Annotated in this window: 23 protein-coding genes; 18 read left to right on the top strand and 5 right to left on the bottom strand. The window is 71.7% G+C overall.

Annotated elements, in window-relative coordinates; genetic code table 11:
• Positions 1-47: 47 nt before the first annotated feature.
• From ABD091_RS12505 to ABD091_RS12470, 8 genes are read left to right on the top strand one after another with little or no spacing between them, the layout of a single operon-like run.
• A complete protein-coding gene (locus ABD091_RS12505) occupies positions 48-1412 on the top strand; it encodes an extracellular solute-binding protein (protein ID WP_343918869.1) in 1365 nt (454 codons plus the stop codon).
• A 10-nt stretch (positions 1413-1422) separates the two neighbouring features.
• Positions 1423-2358, top strand: coding sequence for a carbohydrate ABC transporter permease (locus tag ABD091_RS12500; RefSeq protein WP_343918867.1), 936 nt, complete (start codon positions 1423-1425; stop codon positions 2356-2358).
• On the top strand, positions 2358-3266 hold the full coding sequence (locus ABD091_RS12495; RefSeq protein ID WP_343918865.1) for a carbohydrate ABC transporter permease: 909 nt from the start codon (positions 2358-2360) through the stop codon (positions 3264-3266). The genes ABD091_RS12500 and ABD091_RS12495 overlap by 1 nt, the downstream gene beginning before the upstream one ends.
• Positions 3266-4333: an ABC transporter ATP-binding protein gene (locus ABD091_RS12490; protein WP_343918863.1), complete on the top strand. Its 1068-nt coding sequence runs from the start codon at positions 3266-3268 to the stop codon at positions 4331-4333. The genes ABD091_RS12495 and ABD091_RS12490 overlap by 1 nt, the downstream gene beginning before the upstream one ends.
• Positions 4333-5415: an ABC transporter ATP-binding protein gene (locus tag ABD091_RS12485; RefSeq protein ID WP_343918861.1), complete on the top strand. Its 1083-nt coding sequence runs from the start codon at positions 4333-4335 to the stop codon at positions 5413-5415. The genes ABD091_RS12490 and ABD091_RS12485 overlap by 1 nt, the downstream gene beginning before the upstream one ends.
• On the top strand, positions 5412-6617 hold the full coding sequence (locus tag ABD091_RS12480; RefSeq protein ID WP_343918859.1) for a Gfo/Idh/MocA family protein: 1206 nt from the start codon (positions 5412-5414) through the stop codon (positions 6615-6617). Before ABD091_RS12485 ends, ABD091_RS12480 begins: the two co-directional genes overlap by 4 nt.
• Positions 6618-6654: 37 nt before the next feature.
• Positions 6655-7662 carry a sugar phosphate isomerase/epimerase family protein gene (locus ABD091_RS12475; RefSeq protein ID WP_343918857.1) on the top strand — a complete coding sequence of 336 codons (1008 nt, stop codon included), beginning with the start codon at positions 6655-6657 and terminating at the stop codon, positions 7660-7662.
• On the top strand, positions 7659-8372 hold the full coding sequence (locus tag ABD091_RS12470) for a VOC family protein (RefSeq protein ID WP_343918855.1): 714 nt from the start codon (positions 7659-7661) through the stop codon (positions 8370-8372). The genes ABD091_RS12475 and ABD091_RS12470 overlap by 4 nt, the downstream gene beginning before the upstream one ends.
• Positions 8373-8375: 3 nt before the next feature.
• Here ABD091_RS12470 and ABD091_RS12465 read toward each other — a convergent pair whose 3' ends face one another.
• From ABD091_RS12465 to ABD091_RS12455, 3 genes are all read right to left on the bottom strand, one after another.
• Positions 8376-9302 carry a YihY/virulence factor BrkB family protein gene (locus ABD091_RS12465; protein ID WP_343918853.1) on the bottom strand — a complete coding sequence of 309 codons (927 nt, stop codon included), beginning with the start codon at positions 9300-9302 and terminating at the stop codon, positions 8376-8378.
• 139 nt (positions 9303-9441) lie between these two features.
• Positions 9442-9903 carry a methyltransferase family protein gene (locus ABD091_RS12460; RefSeq protein WP_343918851.1) on the bottom strand — a complete coding sequence of 154 codons (462 nt, stop codon included), beginning with the start codon at positions 9901-9903 and terminating at the stop codon, positions 9442-9444.
• 3 nt (positions 9904-9906) lie between these two features.
• On the bottom strand, positions 9907-10479 hold the full coding sequence (locus tag ABD091_RS12455; RefSeq protein WP_343918849.1) for a maleylpyruvate isomerase family mycothiol-dependent enzyme: 573 nt from the start codon (positions 10477-10479) through the stop codon (positions 9907-9909).
• A 47-nt stretch (positions 10480-10526) separates the two neighbouring features.
• Here ABD091_RS12455 and ABD091_RS12450 point away from each other — a divergent pair, with 47 nt between their 5' ends.
• Complete coding sequence (locus tag ABD091_RS12450) at positions 10527-10970, top strand: MarR family winged helix-turn-helix transcriptional regulator (RefSeq protein WP_343918847.1); 444 nt, start codon at positions 10527-10529, stop codon at positions 10968-10970.
• 18 nt (positions 10971-10988) lie between these two features.
• Here ABD091_RS12450 and ABD091_RS12445 read toward each other — a convergent pair whose 3' ends face one another.
• A complete protein-coding gene (locus tag ABD091_RS12445; protein WP_343918845.1) occupies positions 10989-11363 on the bottom strand; it encodes a hypothetical protein in 375 nt (124 codons plus the stop codon).
• A 175-nt stretch (positions 11364-11538) separates the two neighbouring features.
• Here ABD091_RS12445 and ABD091_RS12440 point away from each other — a divergent pair, with 175 nt between their 5' ends.
• Genes ABD091_RS12440 through fahA form a run of 9 tightly spaced genes read left to right on the top strand, consistent with a single transcriptional unit; the run spans position 11539 to position 20300 of the window.
• A complete protein-coding gene (locus ABD091_RS12440; RefSeq protein ID WP_343918843.1) occupies positions 11539-12840 on the top strand; it encodes a 13E12 repeat family protein in 1302 nt (433 codons plus the stop codon).
• 28 nt (positions 12841-12868) lie between these two features.
• Complete coding sequence (locus ABD091_RS12435) at positions 12869-13522, top strand: hypothetical protein (RefSeq protein WP_343918841.1); 654 nt, start codon at positions 12869-12871, stop codon at positions 13520-13522.
• Positions 13523-13538: 16 nt separating this feature from the next.
• Positions 13539-14063, top strand: a complete 525-nt coding sequence (locus ABD091_RS12430; protein WP_343918839.1) for a hypothetical protein — start codon at positions 13539-13541, stop codon at positions 14061-14063.
• Positions 14064-14119: 56 nt separating this feature from the next.
• Positions 14120-15451, top strand: a complete 1332-nt coding sequence (locus tag ABD091_RS12425) for a sensor histidine kinase (protein WP_343918837.1) — start codon at positions 14120-14122, stop codon at positions 15449-15451.
• Positions 15444-16112 carry a response regulator gene (locus ABD091_RS12420; protein ID WP_343918835.1) on the top strand — a complete coding sequence of 223 codons (669 nt, stop codon included), beginning with the start codon at positions 15444-15446 and terminating at the stop codon, positions 16110-16112. The genes ABD091_RS12425 and ABD091_RS12420 overlap by 8 nt, the downstream gene beginning before the upstream one ends.
• A 55-nt stretch (positions 16113-16167) precedes the next feature.
• A complete protein-coding gene (locus ABD091_RS12415) occupies positions 16168-17073 on the top strand; it encodes an ABC transporter ATP-binding protein (RefSeq protein WP_343918833.1) in 906 nt (301 codons plus the stop codon).
• Positions 17070-18239 (top strand): ABC transporter permease, encoded by a 1170-nt coding sequence (locus ABD091_RS12410; RefSeq protein WP_343918829.1) that lies wholly within the window; start codon positions 17070-17072, stop codon positions 18237-18239. The genes ABD091_RS12415 and ABD091_RS12410 overlap by 4 nt, the downstream gene beginning before the upstream one ends.
• Positions 18240-18261: 22 nt before the next feature.
• Positions 18262-19092 carry a hypothetical protein gene (locus tag ABD091_RS12405; RefSeq protein ID WP_343918827.1) on the top strand — a complete coding sequence of 277 codons (831 nt, stop codon included), beginning with the start codon at positions 18262-18264 and terminating at the stop codon, positions 19090-19092.
• The gene (fahA, locus tag ABD091_RS12400) at positions 19089-20300 is read left to right on the top strand and encodes a fumarylacetoacetase (RefSeq protein WP_343918825.1); all 1212 of its coding nucleotides are present in this window, start codon (positions 19089-19091) and stop codon (positions 20298-20300) included. Before ABD091_RS12405 ends, fahA begins: the two co-directional genes overlap by 4 nt.
• 7 nt (positions 20301-20307) lie before the next feature.
• Here the strand turns inward: fahA and ABD091_RS12395 are convergent, their stop codons facing one another.
• A complete protein-coding gene (locus ABD091_RS12395) occupies positions 20308-21648 on the bottom strand; it encodes an MFS transporter (protein WP_343918823.1) in 1341 nt (446 codons plus the stop codon).
• Positions 21649-21671 lie beyond the last annotated feature (23 nt).

Raw genomic sequence — 21671 nt, 5'->3', positions numbered from 1 at the left:
GACGACGGTCTCTTCCCCGCAGGCGGGCGGGACTGGCAGCGGCTGCCATGGTGATGGCCACCGCCCTGGCTGCCTGCGGCGGCGGAGGCGGCGGGAGCGAGAGCGACGACCCCGAGGCCACCGGACCCAAGGCACCCGGCACGATCCCGGAGCTGACCGACGAGCCGATCACGCTCAGCTTCATCTGGTTCGAGTGGCCTCCCGCACAGGCGCTGGAGGACTTCGCCAACTCGGAGTACGCGAAGGAGCGGCCCAACGTGACCATCGAGGTCAACACCGTGCCCAACGCCAACTGGCACGACGCGATGTTCACCCAGTTCGCGGCGCGCCAGACCGACTTCGACATCGCGATCCTGGACTCCCAGCACATCGGCGAGGCGGTCACCAACGGCAACATCCTCGACCTGACCGACTTCGTCGACGAGAACATCGAGGTCGACGCCTACGACCCCTACCTCCTGGCCGCGTACGGCCAGTACCCGCAGGCCGAGACCGGCCAGCGGGACGAGGACGCCAGCCTCTACGGGCTCCCGCTCCTCGGTGACACCTGGACCATGATCTACCGCAAGGACCTCATCGGTGACGAGCCGCCGCAGACCTGGGACGAGATGATCGACGCCGCCGCGCAGTGCCAGGAGGAGAACCCCGGCGTCAGCGGTCTCGCGTTCCACCAGTCCAACGGCTCCGACGCCGCGGCCGTCACCTACAACACGGTCAACGGCGTCTACGGCGGCAACCTGTGGAACGCCGGCGACCGCCAGATCGAGGGCATCATCAACGACGATGCCGGCCAGAAGGCGATGGACGTGCTGGTCAACGAGATGAAGCCCCTGACGGCCCCCGGCTCCGGGAACTGGTTCATCGACGAGGTGAACGCCGCGGTCGGCCAGGGCAAGGCCTGCATCGCGTTCCAGTGGATCGCGGCCAGCGGCGGTCTGCTCGATCCCGAGCAGTCGACGCTCGGTGAGACCCGCGACGAGATCCTGGACAAGCTCGGCTTCGCGACCCTCCCGTCGCAGGAGACCGACCTCGTTCCGCTGGGCGGAATGGGCATGCACATCTCGGCCTACGCCGCCGACGAGAACCAGGCGGAGGCGCTCAACTTCATGCGCTGGTTCGAGCAGGCCGACGTCCAGAAGAAGTGGGCAGCGGCGGGCGGCGTCCCGGCACGCACCGACGCGCTCGAGTCGCCGGAGTTCCTCGACGCTGCTCCCTTCAACCAGGTCTACGCGGACTCCGTCTCGCGGATGCGTGACATGTGGAACGTGCCGGTCTACGCCCAGCTGATCGACATCGAGAACACCAACGTCAACGCGGCCCTCAACGGGGCCAAGGACCCGAAGCAGGCGCTCGACGACATCGCTGCCGAGCAGCAGGAAGTGCTGGACTCCGGCTCCGGCGGCGGGCTGTGAGCTGACAACGATGTCGATCACCGACCACCCGGTGCAGGAGGCGTCCTCGACGCCTCCTGCACCGGGGAGATCACGCCGCCTCAGCGACCGCGGGCTGGCTGCGCTCTTCATCTCGCCGGCCATGCTGCTGCTGCTCGGCATGTCCATCTTCCCGCTGCTCTGGGCGCTCTACCTGTCGTTCACCGACTACTCGGCCACCCGGGACGTGCCGGCGAACTTCGTCGGCTTCGAGAACTACGTCGCGGTCCTCACCTCCGCGCAGGTCCACGAACGTGCCCTGACGACGTTGATGTACGTCGTCGGCGCGGTCACGCTCCAGACGGTGCTCGGCTTCTCCATCGCCTACCTGATCTCGCGACGCACCCGCGGTCGCGGGTTGCTCACCACCCTGTTCCTGGTCCCGATGATGCTCTCGCCCGTCGTGGTCGGCCTGTTCTGGCGCTTCATGCTCGACGCCCAGTTCGGCGTCATCAACAGCATGCTGGCCTCGCTCGGGCTGCCGCAGGTCGAGTGGCTCACCGGCCAGCGGACCGCCCTGCTGTCGCTGATCGTGGTCGACACCTGGCAGTGGACGCCGTTCATCATGCTGATCGCCCTGGCCGGCCTGACCGCCGTGCCCAACTACCTCTACGAGGCAGCCTCGATCGACCGGGCGTCGGAGTGGTTCCGGTTCCGCCACATCACGCTGCCCCTGGTGTGGCCCCTGCTGCTGATCGCGGTGATGTTCCGGGGGATCGAGGCCTTCCGGCTGTTCGACCTGGTCTACATCCTCACCAACGGCGGTCCCGGCGTCTCCACCGAGACCCTCTCGTTCCACGTCTACAAGGTGGCGTTCCTCGGCTTCAACACCGGCACCGCCTCGGCGTACGGGATCCTCATGGTCCTCGTCGTCATCGTCCTCACGCAGCTCTACCTGCGCTACCTGAACAAGCTCAAGGAGGGTTGATGGCCATCTCCGTCGACGAAGCCCTGCCCGCAGCGTCCGCCCCGGGCGACACCTCGACCGCGCCCCGAAGGAGGAGGGGACGTGCGGTGGTGGAGGTCGGGCTCCTGGCACTGCTCGCGGTCGCCATGCTCTTCCCGGTGCTGTGGATGCTGGAGACCTCCATCAAGGAGAACCGCGACGTCTACGCGGTGCCGGCCGAGTTCTTCGGGTTCACCGTCACGCTCGACCACTACAAGGACGTCTTCGTCGCGCCCGGCGGCGGGGCCTCGGACCTGTCGACGTCGCTGTTCAACTCGGTACAGGTCGCCGGCGCCTCGACGCTGCTGGCGACCCTCCTGGGCGTGCCCGCGGCCTGGGCCTACTCACGGTTCAGCCTGAAGGCGAAGAAGGACCAGCTGTTCTTCATCCTCTCCACGCGGTTCATGCCGCCGGTGGTGGTCGTGATCCCGATCTTCCTCATGTACCGGGAGCTCGGGCTCATCAACACCAAGCTCGGTCTGATCCTGATCTACGCCGCGTTCAACGTGCCCTTCACGATCTGGATGATGAAGGGCTTCGTCGACGAGGTGCCCTCGGAGTACGAGGACGCCGCGATGCTCGACGGCTACACCCGGCTGCAGGCGTTCTGGCGGGTCACGCTCCCGCTGCTCGTGCCGGGCATCGCCGCAACGGCGGTGTTCGCGCTGATCTTCTCCTGGAACGAGTTCGTGTTCGCCATCTTCCTCACCTCCAGCGAAGAGGTCCGGACGGCGCCACCCGCCATCGCCGGACTGATCGGCGGCACGACGGTCGACTGGGGTCTCGTCGCCGCGTCCGCGGTGGTGTTCGCGCTCCCCGTCCTCGTCTTCGCCTACCTGGTCCGCAAGCACCTGGTCGCCGGCGTGACCCTCGGGGCGGTGCGTCGCTGATGGCCGGCATCGAGGTCTCCGCGCTCCACAAGCAGTACCCGGACGGCACGGTGGCCGTCGACCGCGTCGACCTGTCCATCGGTGACGGCGAGCTCTTCGTCATGCTCGGCCCCTCGGGCTGCGGGAAGACCACGACCCTGCGGGCGATGGCCGGCCTCGAACGGCAGACGTCGGGCGACATCCACATCGGCAGCACGCTGGTCAACGACCTGCCCCCCGCCGAGCGGGACATCGCCATGGTGTTCCAGTTCTACGCCCTCTACCCCCACCTGAAGACCCGCGACAACCTCGCCTTCCCGCTGCGGGCCGAGGGTCTGCCCGAGCCGGAGGTACGCCAGCGGGTCGAGGCCGCCGCCGAGAAGATGCAGCTCGGCCACCTCCTCGACCGCCGCCCCCAGCGGCTCTCGGGTGGAGAGCAGCAGCGGGTCGCGCTCGCGCGGGCGCTCGTCCGCCGTCCCCGCGCGTTCCTCATGGACGAGCCGCTGACCAACCTCGACGCCGAGCTGCGGGCCGACGTGCGCACGGAGATCAAGCACCTGCAGGCGGAGCTCGGGACGACGATGGTCTACGTCACCCACGACCAGGTCGAGGCGATGTCCCTGGGCCACCGGATCGCGATCCTCAACAAGGGCAGGGTGGAGCAGGTCGGCACCCCGCTGGAGGTCTACAACCGTCCCGCCAGCCTCTTCTGCGCCGCCTTCATCGGGTCGCCGCCGATGAACCTGATCCCGGTCGACGTCGCCGAGGGCGAGCTGCGTGGCCCGGGCGGGCTCGCCCTCACCGTCCCCCCGGGACTGCCACGCGACCGCACGCTGGTCGCCGGCGTCCGGCCCGAGGCGCTGGAGGTCACCCCGCCGCAGGAGGCCGGGACCATCCCCGGACGGGTGGTGTCGGCCGAGACCCTGGGCGACGAGATCATCTACGTCGTCGACCACGGTGGTGATCAGGACGTCCGGGTCCGGATGCCTCCCACCACCCACTTCGCCGCCGAGGCGCCGGTCGGTCTGCGCCACGTCGGTGGGCCTCCTCCCGTCTACGACGTCGACAGCGAAGGGCTGGTGGCCTGATGGGCACCGTGTCGACGTCCGGGCTGCGCAAGGCCTTCGGCGACGTCCAGGCGCTGGACGGTGTCACCCTCGAGATCCCGGACGGATCCTTCTTCGTCGTGCTGGGGCCCTCGGGGGCCGGCAAGACCACGACGCTGCGGGCGATCGCCGGCCTGGAACGACTCGACGCCGGGACGGTCCACCTCGACGGCCGGGACGCCACCCACGACACCCCGGCAGCGCGGGACCTGGCGATGGTCTTCCAGAGCTACGCCCTCTACCCGCGCCGGACGGCGTACGAGAACATCGCCTCGCCGCTGCGTGCACGGCGGATGCCGTCCGACGAGATCGCCACGGCCGTCGAGCGGGTGGCCGGTCTCCTGCACATCGAGCGGCTCCTGAAGCGTCGGCCGGCACAGATGTCGGGCGGCGAGATGCAGCGGGTCGCCCTGGCCAGGGCCTTGGTCCGGCGGCCGCGAGCCTTCCTGATGGACGAGCCGTTGACGAACCTCGACCTCAAGCTGCGCGTCGAGATGCGGACCGAGCTCACGCGGATCCACCGCAGCCTGGGCGGCACGTTCGTCTACGTCACGAACGACCAGGTCGAGGCGCTGTCGATGGCCGACCAGATCGCCGTGCTGCGTGACGGACAGGTCCAGCAGGTCGGAACCCCGAGCGAGGTCTACCAGCGGCCCGCCAACCAGTGGGTCGCCGGCTTCGTCGGCAGCCCCCGGATCAGCCTGCTCTCCTGCAAGGCCAGCGGCGACCGCCTGGTCGGGTCGGAGGGCTGGTCGCTGCCTCGTCCCCGCTGGTCGACGGCCGAGGACGGCCGGCCGCTGCTGCTCGGCCTCCGTGCCGAGGACCTGTCGCTGGAGCAGCGGGGCGCCGCGCAGCTGCCCGGCGAGATCTACGGCCTCGAGCCCCTGGGCGACCGCACGCTCGTCGACGTCAAGGTGGGCAGCGAGATGCTCAAGGTCAAGGCCCGCGCGACGATCGGTGGCACCCTCGGGGAGAAGCTCCAGGTCACCGTGGACCTCGACCGTGCGCACCTCTTCGACGCCGACACCGGGCTCGCAGTGCCCCGGACGAGGGAGATGTCATGACCGACCACCCGGACCTTCCGGCCGACGCCGCGCGGGAGACCCTCTCCGTGGGCATGGTGGGCTACGCGTTCATGGGGGCGGCCCACTCCCAGGCGTGGCGCAACGCTCCCCGGTTCTTCGACCTGCCGCTGCGGCTGCGGATGAGGGCCGTGGCCGGTCGGAACCCGGACCTCGTCGCCGCTGCGGCCGCACGGTTGGGGTGGGAGTCCACCGAGACGTCGTGGCGCTCCCTGATCGACCGCGACGACGTCGACCTCGTCGACATCTGCACCCCGGGTGACACGCACGCCGAGATCGCGATCGCGGCCCTGGCGGCCGGCAAGCACGTCCTGTGCGAGAAGCCCCTGGCCAACTCGGTCGAGGAGGCCGAGGCGATGGTCGCGGCTGCCGAACGGGCGCGGCCGGCGGGTGTCCGGGCGATGGTGGGGTTCACGTACCGTCGCGTGCCCGCGATCGCCCTGGCCCGCCGCCTGGTCGCCGACGGGCGTCTCGGACGGATCCACCACGTGCGGGCGCAGTACCTGCAGGACTGGATCGTCGACCCGGAGGCTCCACTCTCCTGGCGGCTGGACAAGGACAAGGCAGGCTCGGGCGCCCTGGGCGACATCGGGGCCCACATCGTCGATCTCGCACAGTTCATCACCGGCGATGCCATCGCCTCGGTGTCCGGCAGGCTGGAGACCTTCGTGACGGAGCGGCCGCTCCCCGCCGACCACCACACCGGCCTCTCCGGTGCTGCCGACACGGCACGCCGGGGCCCGGTCACCGTCGACGACGCGGCTGCGTTCATCGCCCGCTTCCGTGGCGGGGCGCTGGGCGTGTTCGAGGCCACCCGGTTCGCCCTCGGCCGCAAGAACGCGATCCGTATCGAGGTCAACGGCTCCAGGGGCAGCCTGGCGTTCGACTTCGAGGACATGAACGTCCTGCACTTCCACGACGGCGACGACGACGCCGCCACCGGGGGGTTCCGGCGGATCCTCGCCACCGAGGCCGAGCACCCCTACATGGCGGCCTGGTGGCCCCCGGGCCACCTGATCGGCTACGAGCACAGCTTCACCCACCAGGTGGTCGACCTGGTGAACGACCTCGCGGCCGGCGGCGACCCGTCGCCGTCGTTCGCCGACGGACTCCAGGTGCAGCGGGTCCTCGCCGCCGTCGAGACCAGCTCGGACAGTGCCACGTGGCAGGACGTCACTCCGTGAGAGCCATTCCCACCCGCCCGACCCGAGAGGAACGACGATGACCCGTCCGATCACTCTGTTCACCGGCCAGTGGGCCGACCTCCCCTTCGAGGAGGTGTGCCGCCTGGCGTCCGGCTGGGGGTACGACGGCGTGGAGATCGCCTGCTGGGGGGACCACTTCGACCCCTGGGCAGCGGTCGAGGACGACGCCTACGTCCCCGCCAAGCAGGAGGTGCTGAAGAAGCACGGCCTGCAGGTGTTCGCGATCAGCAACCACCTCAAGGGCCAGGCGGTGTGCGACGACCCCATCGACGAGCGCCACCGAGGCATCCTTCCCGACCGGATCTGGGGCGACGGCGATGCCGAGGGTGTCCGCCAGCGCGCGGCAGAGGAGATGAAGATGACCGCGCGCGCCGCCCGTCTGCTCGGGGTCGACGTGGTGGTGGGCTTCACGGGCTCCTCGATCTGGAAGTACGTCGCCATGTTCCCGCCGGCGGGCCAGGACCTCGTCGACGCGGGCTACGAGGACTTCGCGGCGCGCTGGAACCCGATCCTGGACGTCTTCGACGGAGAGGGAGTCCGTTTCGCCCACGAGGTCCACCCCTCGGAGATCGCCTACGACTACTGGACCACCGTGCGCACGATGGAGGCGATCGGGCACCGGGAGGCCTTCGGGTTGAACTGGGATCCCTCGCACTTCGTGTGGCAGGACCTGGACCCGGTGGGCTTCCTGTGGGACTTCCGCGACCGGATCTACCACGTGGACTGCAAGGACGCCAAGAAGCTCGTCGGCAACGGCCGCAACGGACGGATGGGCTCCCACCTCGCGTGGGCCGACCCCCGACGGGGCTGGGACTTCGTCTCGACCGGCCACGGCGACGTGCCGTGGGAGCGGTGCTTCCGGATGTTGAACTCGATCGACTACACGGGGCCGATCTCGGTGGAGTGGGAGGATGCCGGCATGGACCGACTCGTCGGAGCCCCGGAGGCCCTCGACTTCGTCCGGCGCCTCGCCTTCGACGCCCCCTCCGCTGCGTTCGACGCCGCCTTCAGCACCCAGGAGTGACCCACATCCCCCTCACCGTCAGCACCCTGACCATCGACACCACCGACCCCGAGAGGATGGCGGCGTTCTACGGCGCGCTGCTGGGCTGGGACGTGACGACCGCCCGCGGTGCTCCGGCACTCGCGGGGCCGCCGGACGTGGGGTTCGGGCTGCGCTTCGCGCACGCGCCGTACGAGAAGTGGGGGCCCAACCAGATGCACCCCGACCTGCTCCCGGACTCGCTCGAGGAGCAGCGCGAGACCGTCGAGCGCGCGCTCGCCCACGGAGCGCGGCACCTCGACATCGGACAGGGGCCCGAGGCCGAGAACGTCGTGCTCGCCGACCCCGAGGGCAACGAGGTCGACGTGCTGGAGCCGGGGAGCAACTTCCTGGCCGGCTGCCCGTTCTACAGCTCGCTCGCGGGGGACGGGCTCGCCGAGATCGGCTACTTCTGGCGTGATGCGCTGGGGTGGCCGCTGGTGTGGGACCAGGACGGCGAGACCGCCGTCCAGGCACCGTGGGGCGGGCCGAAGATCACCTGGGGCGGAGACCCGGTCGCACCCAAGCTCGGGAAGAACCGGCTCCACCTCGACCTCGCCGTCGTCGACTCCACGCCCGACGGCGAGGTCGCCCGGCTGCTCGCTCTCGGGGCGACCCGCACCGACGTCGGGTGCGCGGGTGCCGTGGGGCTGGCAGATCCCGGCGGCAACGAGCTCTGCGTCATCGGCTGACGGTCAGCCTGTGTGCTGGTCCACGGCGGCCTGCTGCTCGGCGCGCTCGATGGTCGGCCAGCGCTTCTCGATCTCCGCGTTGAGCTCCGCACCGAGCAGCACCGCGATCGATGACACGTAGAGCCAGAGCACCACGGCGATCGGGGTGCCGAGCTGGCCGTAGACGGCCTCGTCGCCGCCCAGGACGCTGAGCGCGAGGTAGACGCGGAGTGCGGCGGCGGCCACCAGCCAGACCACCATCGCCAGCACGGCGCCGGGCAGGTCGCGACGCCACGGCGTGTGCCAGGGGACGCCGACGTGGAAGAGCGTGGTGAGACCCGCGAGCACCAGCGCCCCGAGGGCGGGCCAGTAGGCCCAGCCGAAGGCCGTCAGGGTCGCGGTGGCGATGGTGTCCGGCGCGACGTACTCCACGAGGCGGGGTCCGAGGACCAGCAGCGGCAGGAGCGCGACCGCCGCCAGAAGCGCACCGGCGGTGAGTCCCAGGGCGAGCAGGCGGCGCCGCCAGCCGGGCCGTGGAGATTCGATGTCGTAGACGATCACCAGCGTCTCGAGCACGCGACTGGTCGCGCGCGAGCCGGTCCAGAGCGCGAGGACGGCGCCGATGCCGATGACGTCGACCCTGCCGGCGTCCAGCACCTGCGCGACGATGTCCGCGTAGCTCTCGTAGGTGGTCGACGACAGGAAGGTCCGGGGGACGTCGTAGACGAGCCGATCGAGCTCCTCCTGGCCCGCGGGCCCGAGTCTCGCGGCGACGAAGCCCAGCGAACCCAGGACCACCAGGAGCAGCGCCGGGAGCGAGATGAGGACGAACAGGGTGGCCTCCGCGGCGAGGCCGGGCACGCGGTCGGCCACGGCGTCCCGGGTGGCGCGCTCGGCCAGCTCCACGCCGGCGCGGACCGGGCCCGGCAGCCGCTCGACGAGGCTCCGCACCCACTGGGACCCGCGTGAGCGGCGACGTCGCAGGCGGTCCTGCAGGCGTTCACGGGCAGCCGTCGCGCGTGCCCTCAGTCGCTTCCCCTCGTCGGCGGACCCCACCCGACCAGTGTGCGCGGTGTCAGCCCCGTCCTCGTCACCGGCCGACGCTGCGAGCGTCGATCCAGCGCGGCACGCTCGCGAGGTAGTCCTCGTAGGCGTCCCCGAACTTCTGCGCGAGCGCCCGTTCCTCGGCGCTGATCTGCACCCGGTCGATGAACGCGACGAAGGCCGCGGCCGGCAGGAGCGCCACCGGCGACCCGCGCCAGACGGCGTGCGCGACGAGCATCCCGGCCATCCCGACGTACATGGGGTTCCGGGTGATCCCGTTCGCGCCGTCCGTCACCAGGGCGGACGCCTGCTCGGGCCGGAAGGGCTCGACGGTCGTCCCGCTCACGCGGAACCGGTGGGATGCGGAGCTCGCGAGCGCCGCGGACACCGCGACCAACGCGGCCGATGTCACGACGCGGACCGGACCGGGTCTGGCCGTCGGGCCGGTGAGGACGCGCTGGCCGACGCCGGCGGCGAGGGCCAGCAGCGGGGGCGGGAGGACGGGCACGGCTCACGCAGCCCGGCCGGTGAGCCGCATCAGGTGGCCCTCCATCGAGTCGGGCACCTCGGTGCCGTCACCCCACGACCAGTCGGTGTCGGTCGCGACGAGGCGCACCCCCCTCGGGTTGCGCCACCGCTTGAGCCCGACGGGGGTGGTGAGCACCCGGTCGGCCGCTGCGGCGGCGGCCTCCGGCGGCATCGGGTGGTCGACGCCGAGCGGCCGCGCGATGTCCTGGTTGTGCACGAGGATGTCGATGAGTGGCTCGAGGTCGGTGATGAAGGCGACCCTGCGCCGAGATCCGAGGAAGCTCCGGATCTTCGCGACGATCTCGTCGTGGGTCAGCGGGCTCCTGATCGCCGAGTCGCGCACGAACACGTTGTAGCGGAACCCGGCCCGCAGCGCCGGGCCCAGGATCTCCGTCACCGACGACTGGGCGAAAGCGATGTGGGCGCCCACGTCTCGCACCGTCCAGGCGTCGCAGAGGCTCGGCATACGCCACTGCTCGTCGGTGAGGGACTCGAGCAGGTCGGCCATGAAGGCGCGTTCGAGGTCGATGTACTTCCAGACGGTGTCGGTGTCCATGGCGCGCCCCGGTCGAACTAGACAGATTATCTGTCTAATATGACGCCGTGCCCACTCCCCGTCAACAGCAGGAGCTCGGCGTCCTCCTCTTCGTCGCCAACCGGTCGATGGAGCAGCGTGCCTACGACGCGGTCGTGGCCGCGGGGATCACCGACATCACCGTGGCCCAGGCGCGCGTCGCCTCGCGGATCGGACCCGACGGGACCCGGGTCTCCGACCTCGCCGAGCAGGCGCGGGTGACCAAGCAGACGGCGGCCTACCTCGTGGACCAGCTCGAGGCCGCGGGCTACGTCGAGCGCCTGCCCGACCCGACCGACCGCCGAGCCCGGCTGGTGAGGCTCACCGACCACGCACGGCCGGCCATCGAGGCCGCCGGCGCGGAGCTGGTCCGGATCCTCGACGAGTGGGCCGACCACGTCGGTGAGGACCGGCTGTCAGCGATGTTCGAGACGTTGCGCGACCTGCGCGAGCTCACCGATCCGTGGCGGTGAGCTCGTGACGTCTCGGCGTCACGACGGCGACGGATGGTGCAGGCGTGGCGTGCGCCTGCGGGAGAACGCCGTGTCGGCGAACGGGGTGTCACAGACCTCCTCGAGGTCCACGGACGTGAGGCTCGACATGAAGTTCCGCATGCCCACGCGCACCCATGGCGGGCGACCGAGGCACGCGCGTGGCACCGACAACACCACGCGGTCCTCCGCGTAGCTCACGCGGTGGCGCAGGTCCTCGCACGGGAGGACGTCGTCCCCCGTGTCCGTGAGCACGCTCCTCCCCTCCCAACGGTGCCGACGAACGATGACGAAGGCGGTCGCCAGGTAGCCGCGGTGGGCGAACCAGGCGGCGTAGGCCTCGGGGTCGACGCGGCGCAGGTCCTCGAACTTCATGCGGACGCGCACCTGGTGCGCACGGTGCGCGACTGACACCCGGAGCACGTCGGCGGCAGGGTCCAACGGTTCATCGACACGGGCCCCAAGGCCCGCTCACCGACGTCGCCCCCATGCGTCGCAGACGCTCGGCGAGCCGCTGCGAGTGTCAGTGGGTCGTCCTAGAATCGAACACATGTTCGACATGCTCACCGAGGACCTCGACGCCGCGGCCACCCTCGCCGCGGTCGAGGACCAGGTCGTGGTCCGCCGTGCGGCCGAGGCCCGCGACCTCGCGCTCGCTGCTCGTTGGGCCGACCTCCACGCCGCCGACCCCCAGCGCAGCGACCTGCGCGGACCCCGCTCGTGGTCCGGGGAGGACCGGCTGATCGAGGTCGGGGGCGACGGAACCCCGATGGTCCAGGACCTCTGCCTCGCCGAGCTCGCCATCGCGCGCCGCGTCCACCACCACTCGGCCCGAGCAGTGGTGGCCGACGCCCTCGACCTGCGCCACCGGCTGCCCCGGTGGTGGCGGGCCGTCCAGGAGCTCCACCTCGAGCCCTGGGTCGCCCGCAAGGCCGCCGTGCTGTCCCGCCCGCTCGACATGGTCCGCGTCATGGTCGTCGACGCCGCACTTCCCGACGACCTCGCCGAGGTCTCGCCCGGCCGGCTCCTCGACATCGTCCGCGCCAAGGTCATCGAGGCCGACCCCGAGCGGCACGCCCGCCTGCTCGACGAACAGCTCCGGCGCCGCTACGTCACGCTCTCCCAGACCGACGAGTTCGGCCTGCGCCACCTCATCGCTCGCGTCAAGGCCGGTGACGCCGTGTGGATCGACGCCATGCTCGAACGGGTCGCCGACCTCCTCGCTCCTCGCTTCCCGGAGGGCACCAGCCGCGACGTCCTGCGTTCCGAGGCCCTCGGGTGGCTCGCCCGACCCGAGGACCTCGTGGCCCTGCTCCGCGGGGACGAGGCGCCGGATCCCACCCGGCAGGCCGTCATGGTCGTCCACCTCAGCGAGGACGCCGTCGGCACCGAGAGCGGTCTCGCCCGGGTCGAGGACATCGGTCCGGTCCTCACCCGGCAGGTCCAGGACTGGCTCGGCCACACCCACGTCACCGTCCGACCTGTCGTCGACCTCGCCGACCAGGTCGCCGTCGACGCCTACGAGCACCCCGCCTCGGTCCGCGAGCGCGTCAGCCTCCGCACCCCCGTCGACGCCTTCCCCCACGCCAACCAGGTCTCCTCGCACCTCGACCTCGACCACGTCGAGGCCTACGTCTCCGGAGCGCCGGGGCAGACCGGCGACCACAACTCCCAGCCCCTCGCCCGCACCAGCCACCGTGCCAAGACACACCTCGGTTACCGCGTACGACAACTCAGGCCAGGCGTCTACGTCTGGCGAACACCCCACGGACTCACCCGTCTCGTCGACCACCGAGGCACCACCGTCCTCCCCCACCGATCCTGCGACGACCTGTTCGACTCCCACGAGTGATCGGTCGATCCGTGGTGCACTGACGCCCGTGCGCATCGGGACCTGGAACCTTGCCGGACGATGGACGCCCGAACACCTCGGCTTCATCCAGGGACTGAGGTGCGACGTCCTGCTGCTGACCGAAGTCCGCGGGGACGTCGCGGTGCCCGGCATGCAGTGCCACGCAACGACCGAGCACATGGCCGAGGACCGGTGGTGGGCCGCCGTCCTCGCTCCTGAGCTGATGCCTCTTCCCGATCCGCACGGTGCATCGGCGTCCGCACTGGTCGACGACCTGAAGGTCTGCAGCACCGTGCTGCCGTGGAGGGCGTCGGGTGGCGATGCGCCGTGGAAGGGCGGGGACACGGGGCATCGGGCGGCCAATGCCGTCGCACGGATCGTCGAGTCCCGTCCGGAGGTCTGGGGCGGGGACTGGAACACGTCCCTCGAAGGTCGCGACTGGGTGGGGACGAGGCGTGGACGGGCCGCCGTCGTCGACGCGACGCGCGAGCTCGGACTCGCCGTCCACACGTCCGCCGCGCCCCACCGCGACACGGATCAGCGGGCCATCGACCACGTCGCCGTGCCGGAGGAGTGGCTTCTGACCCGTGTGGACCACGTGGTCGCGGCGGTGGAGGGGCGCTACCTCTCCGACCACGACGCCTACGTGGTCGAGACCGATCCGGCGACGGTTCGCGCGTGAGGGTCACACTGGACGGGTGACCACCGAGACCGGCGAGCCCGAGGTCCTCGAGTCGGACGCGCCTGCGGGGCGGTCCCTGCGGATCCTCGGCGTCCTCCTCCTGGCGGCCGTCGTCGTCGGAGCGGCCCTCTGGGCCGAGGGCACACGGCGGGCCGGGAGCGAGCGCCGTGCCATCGACGCCTGCGCGGCCGGTGCGACCGAGTCGGTCGCTCGGGCCGAGCGGCGGCTGGCGTCGATGGCGAGCTATGTGCGGCCTGCGTTCGGCACCGCGCCGGCCGAGGTCGAGGCCGGGCTCATGCGCCTGGTGTCCGGGCAGGTGCCCGAGGCCTCGGGGGCGGTTGACCAGGCCCTGGCCGACTGCCGCGCCATCGACGTCTGGCGTTTCAACACCTCCCACCGCGAGGCCCGGGACGCCTGGATCGCCTTCGCGGCCGCCGAGCAGCGCCGGCTGCGGGCGATCGCGGCCGAAGGTAGTCGCTACTTCACGGGTTTCGAGGCCGTCAGCGGCCGCCGCGAGGAGGCCGAGGCGCTCTGGCCCTGACCCGTCTCCGCCTCACGGCGGAGGTCGGCGGCACTCCTCGTCCCTAGGGTGGGGACGTGAGCACGCTGTCCACCTTCTTCGCCCTCGAGGACGACTGGTCGCGCCCGGTGCCACCGATCGGGCGCCGCGACGTCGCCACCGGCGCGGCGGTCGAGGCCATCGGCATCGCCACGCTCGAGATGGCCCGCAGCGCCGGCGCCTTCCACGGCGTCGACCAGCCCTTCTGGGTGATCTACCTCGTGATGTCCGCAGCGGCCGTCGCCGTCGTCCTGCGCCGCCGCTTCCCGGTCGCCACGGCCGTCTACCTCGCCGCGCACATGTTCGTCACCGGCGTGGTCATGCCCCAGGTCATGGCCCAGCTCTCGCTCCAGATCGTCTACTTCGTCGGCCTCTTCTCCGCGATGGCCTGGGGCCGGAGCCGGCGTACGTCGCTGCTGGTCAGCGGGACCATCCTCGCCTTCATGCTCTGCTGGGTGGGCTGGCAGTTCGCCATCGGCACCGGTCTCCAGCAGTACCTCGGCGACCAGGAGGCCACGCAGTCCGAGGGCTTCCTGCCCGCGATCCCGGCGCTCGTCCTGCTGACCTTCATCGTCAACGTCGCCTACTTCGTCGGCGCGATCATCGGCGGCCAGGTCGCCTGGCGCAGCGCCCGGCAGCGCGAGGCGCTGGCAGACCAGGCAGCCACCATCGCCAGCCAGGCCGAGACCCTGCGCCGCCGGGCCGTCGTCGACGAGCGGCTGCGGATCGCCCGCGAGCTCCACGACGTCGTCGGCCACCACGTCTCGGTCATCGGCGTCCAGGCCGCCGGCGCGCGCCGCGTCCACGACCGCGACCCGGAGGCGACCACCACCGCCCTCGGCGCGATCGAGGAGAGCTCCCGCGAGGCGGTCACCCAGATGCGCTCGCTGCTCGGCACCCTGCGCGACATCGAGGGCCAGGCCGAGGGCACCGGCCTCGACCAGCCCGACCGCACCACCGGCCCCGGCGCCGTCGACCTGCCGGCGCTGGTCGCCGAGCGCAGCGGCCTCCGCACGACGTACGACGTCGTCGAGGACCGCGAGGGCGCGGCGGGCCGGCTGCCCGGCCCCGTCGGGTTGTCCCTCTACCGCACGGTGCAGGAGGCCCTGGCCAACGTCGAACGCCACTCGACCGCCTCCCGCGCCTCGGTCACGCTCCGCGTCACGGAGGGCGGCAGCTCCCCCTTCGCCGAGGTCGAGGTCGTGGACGACGGCCGCCAGCGCAGTGGCACGTCGGGCACCGGCCTCGGCCAGCTCGGCATCCGCGAGCGGGTCGCGTCCCACCGGGGCGTCGTCGACATCGGACCGCGGGCGACCCGCGGCTACCGGGTCCGGGTCCGTCTGCCGCTCCACGGGGCAGCCGGTGACTGACCCCCTGCGCGTCCTGCTCGTCGACGACCAGGCCCTGGTCCGTTCCGGCTTCCGAATGATCCTGTCCGTGGAGCCGGACATCGACGTCGTCGGCGAGGCCGGCGACGGCGAGCAGGCCGTCTCCCTCGCCCGCGCGCTGCGGCCCGACGTCGTGCTCATGGACGTCCAGATGCCCCGCGTCGACGGCATCCAGGCCACCGCCGACGTCGTCGCCGAGGGCCTCGGCAAGGTCGTCATCCTCACCACCTTCGACCGCGACGACTACCTCTTCGCCGGCCTGCGCGCCGGGGCGAGCGGCTTCCTGCTGAAGAACTGCGAGGCCGACCGCCTCGTGGAGGCCGTGCGCGCCGTCGGCAACGGGCACGCCCTGCTCTCCCCCGAGGTCACCCGCCGCGTCATCGCCGAGATGACCGCCGCGCCCGCCGCGGACGCCGACGCCGCCGACCCCGAGGCGGTGGCGATGCTCGACCGGCTGACCGAACGCGAGCGCGAGGTGCTCGAGCTGCTCGGCGAGGGCCTGTCGAACGCCGAGATCGCCGCACGCCTCTACGTCGGCGAGGCCACCGTCAAGACCCACGTGTCCAACTGCCTGGCCAAGCTCCACCTCCGCGACCGCGTCCAGGCCGTCGTCCTCGCCCACAAGGCGGGCCTGGTCGGCTGACGATCTCCCCCGCCAGACGGATCCGCCTGGGGCCCCGACTCCCTAGCGTGGAGGCATGATCCAGGTACGCGGACTGACCCGTCGCTTCGGTGACACCACGGTCGTCGACGACGTCTCCTTCGAGGTCCCCCCGGGCCAGCTCACGGGCTTCGTCGGTGGCAACGGCGCGGGCAAGACGACCACCATGCGGATGGTGATGGGGCTGCTCGGTCTCCACGGCGGCGAGGTCCTCTGGGACGACCGGCCGATCACCGACGCCGACCGTCGCCGCTTCGGCTACATGCCCGAGGAGCGCGGCCTCTACCCCAAGCAGAAGGTGCTCGACCAGCTCGTCTACCTCGGCGAGCTCGGTGGCCTCGCCGCCGGCGACGCACGTCGTACGGCGCAGCGCGCCCTCGAGCGCTTCGGGCTCGCCGACCGGGCGGGCGACCGGGTCGAGAAGCTCAGCCTCGGCAACCAGCAGCGCGTCCAGATCATCGCCGCGCTGCTCGGCGAGCCCCAGGCCCTCGTCCTCGACGAACCCTTCTCCGGTCTCGACCCGAGCGCCGTCGACTCGATGGTCGACCTGCTGCGCGAGGAGACCGCTCGCGGCGTCCCCGTCCTCTTCTCCAGCCACCAGCTCGACCTCGTCGAGCAGCTCTGCGACCGGCTCGTCGTCCTCCGCGCCGGCCGCGTCGTCGCCCAGGGCACCGTCGAGGAGCTCCGCTCCCGCGGGCCCGCCCGACTCCGGCTCGTCGTCGACCGCGACGCCGGCTGGGTCCGCGACGTCCGCGGCCTCCACGTCGTCGACGTCGACGGCCCGGTCGCGGTGGTGGAGCTCGCGGAGCGCCCCAGCCCCGCGGCCGACCACGCCGACGTACGCCGGGCGCTGCTCACCGAGGGCCTGGCGCGTGGCGAGGTCGTCGAGCTCGCCGAGGTCCGCACGCCGCTCGCCGAGATCTACCGGGAGGTCACCGCATGAACACCGAGAACCCGTGGCTGCTCGTCGCCCGCCGCGAGGTGATGACCAAGCTCACCGACAAGGCGTTCCTCGTCGGCACGGCCATCACCCTCGTGCTGATCACCGGCTTCATCGGCTGGCAGGTCGTCAGCGAGAACGACACCGAGACCTACGAGGTCGTCGCGACCGCCGACGCCCTCGACGCCGCGACGCTGCTCGAGGAGCGCACCGCCGACGTCGACGAGTCGGTGCGGGTCGAGGTCCAGCAGGTCGCGACCGAGGCCGAGGGCGAGGCCGCGCTGCGGTCCGGCGACGCGGACCTCCTGATCAGGCCCACCGACGACGGCTGGCTCCTCATCGGCGACGAGGGGGTCCCCGGCGACGTCGAGCGCGCCGCGGCGACCGTGCTCCGCGACGCCGTCCTCGCCGCCAACGCCGAGGACGCCGGCACGACGCTGGGCGAGCTGCAGGCCGGCAGCGAGGTCTCGACCGACCTGCTCCAGGGCGACGCCGAGCGGCAGGGCTTCGCCCAGGCCATGGGGGTCGCGCTCGCCTTCCTCTTCTACTTCGCGGCGCTCGGCTTCGGCTACACGCTGGCCGGCAGCATCACCGAGGAGAAGTCGAGCCGGGTCGTCGAGATCATCACCACCAAGATCCCGGTTCGCCAGCTGCTCATCGGCAAGATCGCCGGCAACACGCTGCTCGCGATCGCGCAGACAGCCCTGCTGGTCACCGTCGGCCTGATCGGCATCTCCTTCACCGACTACGGCGGCTTCCTGCCCGCGCTCAGCGGCGGCCTCGGCTGGTTCGTCGCCTTCTTCGTCGTGGGCTTCTGCTTCCTGGCCTGCTGGTGGGCCGTGGCCGGTGCCCTCGCCAGCCGGGCCGAGGACCTCCAGACGACGGCGACCCCGCTCTCGTTCCTCATGATGGGGGTCTTCTTCGGGGCGTTCCTGTTCGAGGGGACCGCGTTGACGGTGGCGTCCTACGTCCCGCCGTTCTCCTGCGTGCTGATGCCGATGAGGCTGCTCCAGGGCGACGCCGCGTGGTGGGAGCCGGTCATCGCCATCGCGATCCTGGCCGCCGCCATGGCCGCGACGGTGGTCTTCGCCGAGCGGCTCTACCGCCGCGCGTTGCTGCAGACGCAGGGACGGGTGAGCCTCAAGCAGGCCTGGACGGCGGCCGACTGACCCGGCCCCTAGAGTGACGGTGATGACACCGACACTCGACCGGACCTGGGCCGGCCTCGTCGACGACGCGGCGGTCTTCCCACCCGGTGACGCTCCGCTGCCGACTGCCGTCGAGGACCACGCCGCACGGCGCGGCGAGTGGTGGTCCGACCTGGTCGGGTCGTTCGTCGTCACCGACCGAGCGGTCCCCGAGGTGGCCCAGCCGCTGCGCCTCTCGGTCGTCGTGACCGGTGGCGCGGGCGGCATCGACCCGGCTCTCCGGCTGGTCGAGCGCGGTGGCCACGAGCTGGCCGGCGTCGAGGTCGCGTTGCGTGACCTCGACGACCTGCCCGGCAACGCACGCCGGGTCGCCGCGGCCGTCGACGCGGCCGGCCTCGACCCCGAGTCGGCGTACGTCGAGCTGCCGCACGTCGCCGACACCGGGGGCTGGCTGCGCGCGGCCGACGTGGTGGCCGAGTCGGGGCTCCGGCTGAAGTTCCGCACGGGCGGCCTCGAGGAGCACCTCTTCCCCCACCCGCACGCCCTGGCCGGCTGGATCGACGCCGCCCTCGACCGCGAGACGCCGTTCAAGTGCACCGCCGGGCTCCACAACGCGCTGCGCCACGAGAACACGGACGGGTTCACCCACCACGGCTTCCTCAACGTCCTCGCCGCCACGATCCGCGCGTTCGACGGGGCCTCCCGCGACGACGTCGTGGCCCTGCTCGAGCAGCGCGAGGCCGGCCCCCTGCTCGACGCCGTCGACGACGGCGACCTGCGCCGCGCGCGCCGGTGGTTCACCTCGTTCGGTTCCTGCTCGGTGGTCGAGCCGCGCGACGACCTGATCGCCCTGTCACTCCTGGAGGACTCGTGACCGACTGCTGGGTCGAGGGTGCCGCGGGCTCCCTCTTCGACGTCGACAACCTGCCCTGGGGTGTCTTCTCCCTCCCCGGCGAGGAGCCGCGGGTGGGGGTGCGGATCGGCGACCTCGTCCTCGACGTAGCGCCCGTCGCCGCCGCCGAGATGCTCGACTCCCACCACGTCTTCCAGGAGCCCTCGCTCAACGCCTTGATGGCCGAGGGCCGCCAGGTGCGCGCGTCGCTGCGCACGTGGCTCACCGGCCTGCTCACCGACGAGACCGAGCGCGACCTCGTCGAGCCCCACCTGCTGCCGCTGGGCGAGGTCACGCTCCACCTGCCGGTCGAGGTCGCCGACTACGTCGACTTCTACGCCTCCCTCGACCACGCCTCCAACGTCGGGAAGATGTTCCGCCCCGACGCGGAGCCGCTGCTCCCCAACTGGAAGCACCTGCCCGTCGGCTACCACGGCCGCGCCGGCACGGTCGTCCCCAGCGGCACCGACGTGGTCCGCCCGTGCGGCCAGCGGAAGGCGCCGACGGAGGACTCCCCGTCCTACGGCGCCAGCCGGCGTCTCGACATCGAGGCCGAGCTGGGCTTCGTCGTCGGCACCGGGTCGGCGCTGGGCTCGCGGGTCGCGGTCGCCGACTTCGCCGACCACGTCTTCGGAGTCGTCGGGCTCAACGACTGGAGCGCCCGCGACATCCAGGCGTGGGAGTACGTCCCGCTCGGCCCCTTCCTCGGCAAGTCGTTCGCGACCTCGATCTCCCACTGGGTGACGCCCCTGGAGGCGCTCGACGCCGCGTGGTGCGACCTGCCCGGCCAGGACCCCGAGCCGCTGGCCTACCTCGCGCCGGGCAGCGCACGTGGCCTCGACATCGCGGTGGAGGTCGAGCTGGACGGCGAGGTCGTCAGCCGGCCGCCGTACTCGTCGATGTACTGGTCGCCCGCCCAGATGCTGGCCCACATGACCGTCAACGGGGCGTCGCTGCGCACCGGCGACCTCGTCGCCTCGGGCACGATCTCGGGCGCGGAGCGCGACCAGCGCGGGTCGCTGCTCGAGCTCGGCTGGGGCGGCCAGGAGCCGTTCACGGCCGCGGGTCGCGAGCGGACGTTCCTCGAGGACGGCGACACCGTCACCCTGCGCTACACCGCCCCCGGCACCCGGGGCGGTCGGATCGCGCTCGGCGAGGTCACCGGCACGATCGTGCCGGCACTCGACTGACCAGCCGTCAGACGCCCTCGCGGTCGCTGAAGCCGGGGTGGACGAAGGGCTCACCGCGCTTCATCGACTCCACCGCGCCGGGGTGGACCCGTCGCAGGTGGGCGAGTCCGCGGTGGCGGTAGCGCAGGATCTGGACCACGCCGATCGTCCAGAAGAGGTACTGCACGCACAGGGCGGCCCGGAAGTCGTCGAGGTCGTAGGCGTTCATGCCGCCCGGCTGACGGAGGTCGAGGACGATCCCCACCAGCGCCATCGTCATCAGCGAGGCCGCGAAGCCGCCGATGTTGACCAGCCCGTTGGCCCGGCCCAGTGACTCCAGCGGGGTGAACGAGCGCGCGAGGTCGAAGCCGACCATCGACGCCGGGCCACCGGTCGCGGTCGCCAGCACGAGGACCACCAGCAGCCACATCGGCGCCGCGGTGTCACGGAGCAGGACGACGGTCCAGGTGGTCGCGATCAGCCCGACGACGCCGATCACGATCCAGGAGCGGTAGAGCGGCAGCCGGGTCACGAGCCAGCTCAGCACCAGGCCGCTGATGATCACCCAGCCGGTCATCAGCATCAGCAGCGTGCTCGCGGCGCCGGTCGAGAGCCCCTGCCCGCGCACGAGGAAGGGAAAGCCCCACAGCATCGCGAACACCGTCGGGGAGAACTGGGGCGTGAAGTGCGACCACATCCCGAGCCGCGTGCCGGGGTTGCCCCAGACCGTCTGCACGGACCGGGCCAGCGCCCGCAGCTTCACCGGCGTGATCCCGCTCGCGGCGTACGGCGAGTCCTTGACCACGAGTGCGACGGCGACCATCAGCACGACACCGACGGTCGAGGCGAGGCCGAAGGCGGCGGTCCAGCCGAGCTCGTGGAGGGCCCACGACAGCGGGGCCGCGGCGATGATCGCGCCGACCTGGCCGACCTGGCCGGTGAGCTGGGTGACCAGCGGGGCCTGCCGCACCAGGAACCACGCACCGACCAGCCGGATCACGCTGATGAAGACCATCGCATCGCCTGCGCCGAGGACCGCCCGGGCGAGCACCGCGGTCGGGAACGACTCGGAGAAAGCGAAGGCCACCTGGGCGGCGGTCATGAAGACCAGGCCGGCCAGCAGCATCGCGCGAGAGCCGTAGCGGTCGAGCAGGACGCCGACCGGCACCTGCATGCCGGCGTAGACGAGCAGCTGGAGGACGGTGAACAGCGACAGCTGGGTCGCCTCGATGTCGAAGCGGTCGGCCGCGATCAGCCCGGCGACGCCGAGCGAGCTGCGGTGGAAGACCGCGAGCAGGTAGACGGCCAGCGCCACCAGCCAGATCGCCCACGCCCGGCGTCTGCCGATGTCGTGGATCTGCTGTGGCACGTGCTCCATCGTCCCACCCGGCG

Origin of the sequence: Nocardioides aestuarii, from assembly GCF_039527245.1 — a bacterium.
GTDB lineage: Bacteria > Actinomycetota > Actinomycetes > Propionibacteriales > Nocardioidaceae > Nocardioides > Nocardioides aestuarii.
The sequence above is the reverse complement of the archived record's forward strand: the minus strand, read 5'-3'. Positions and strand labels throughout refer to the sequence as shown.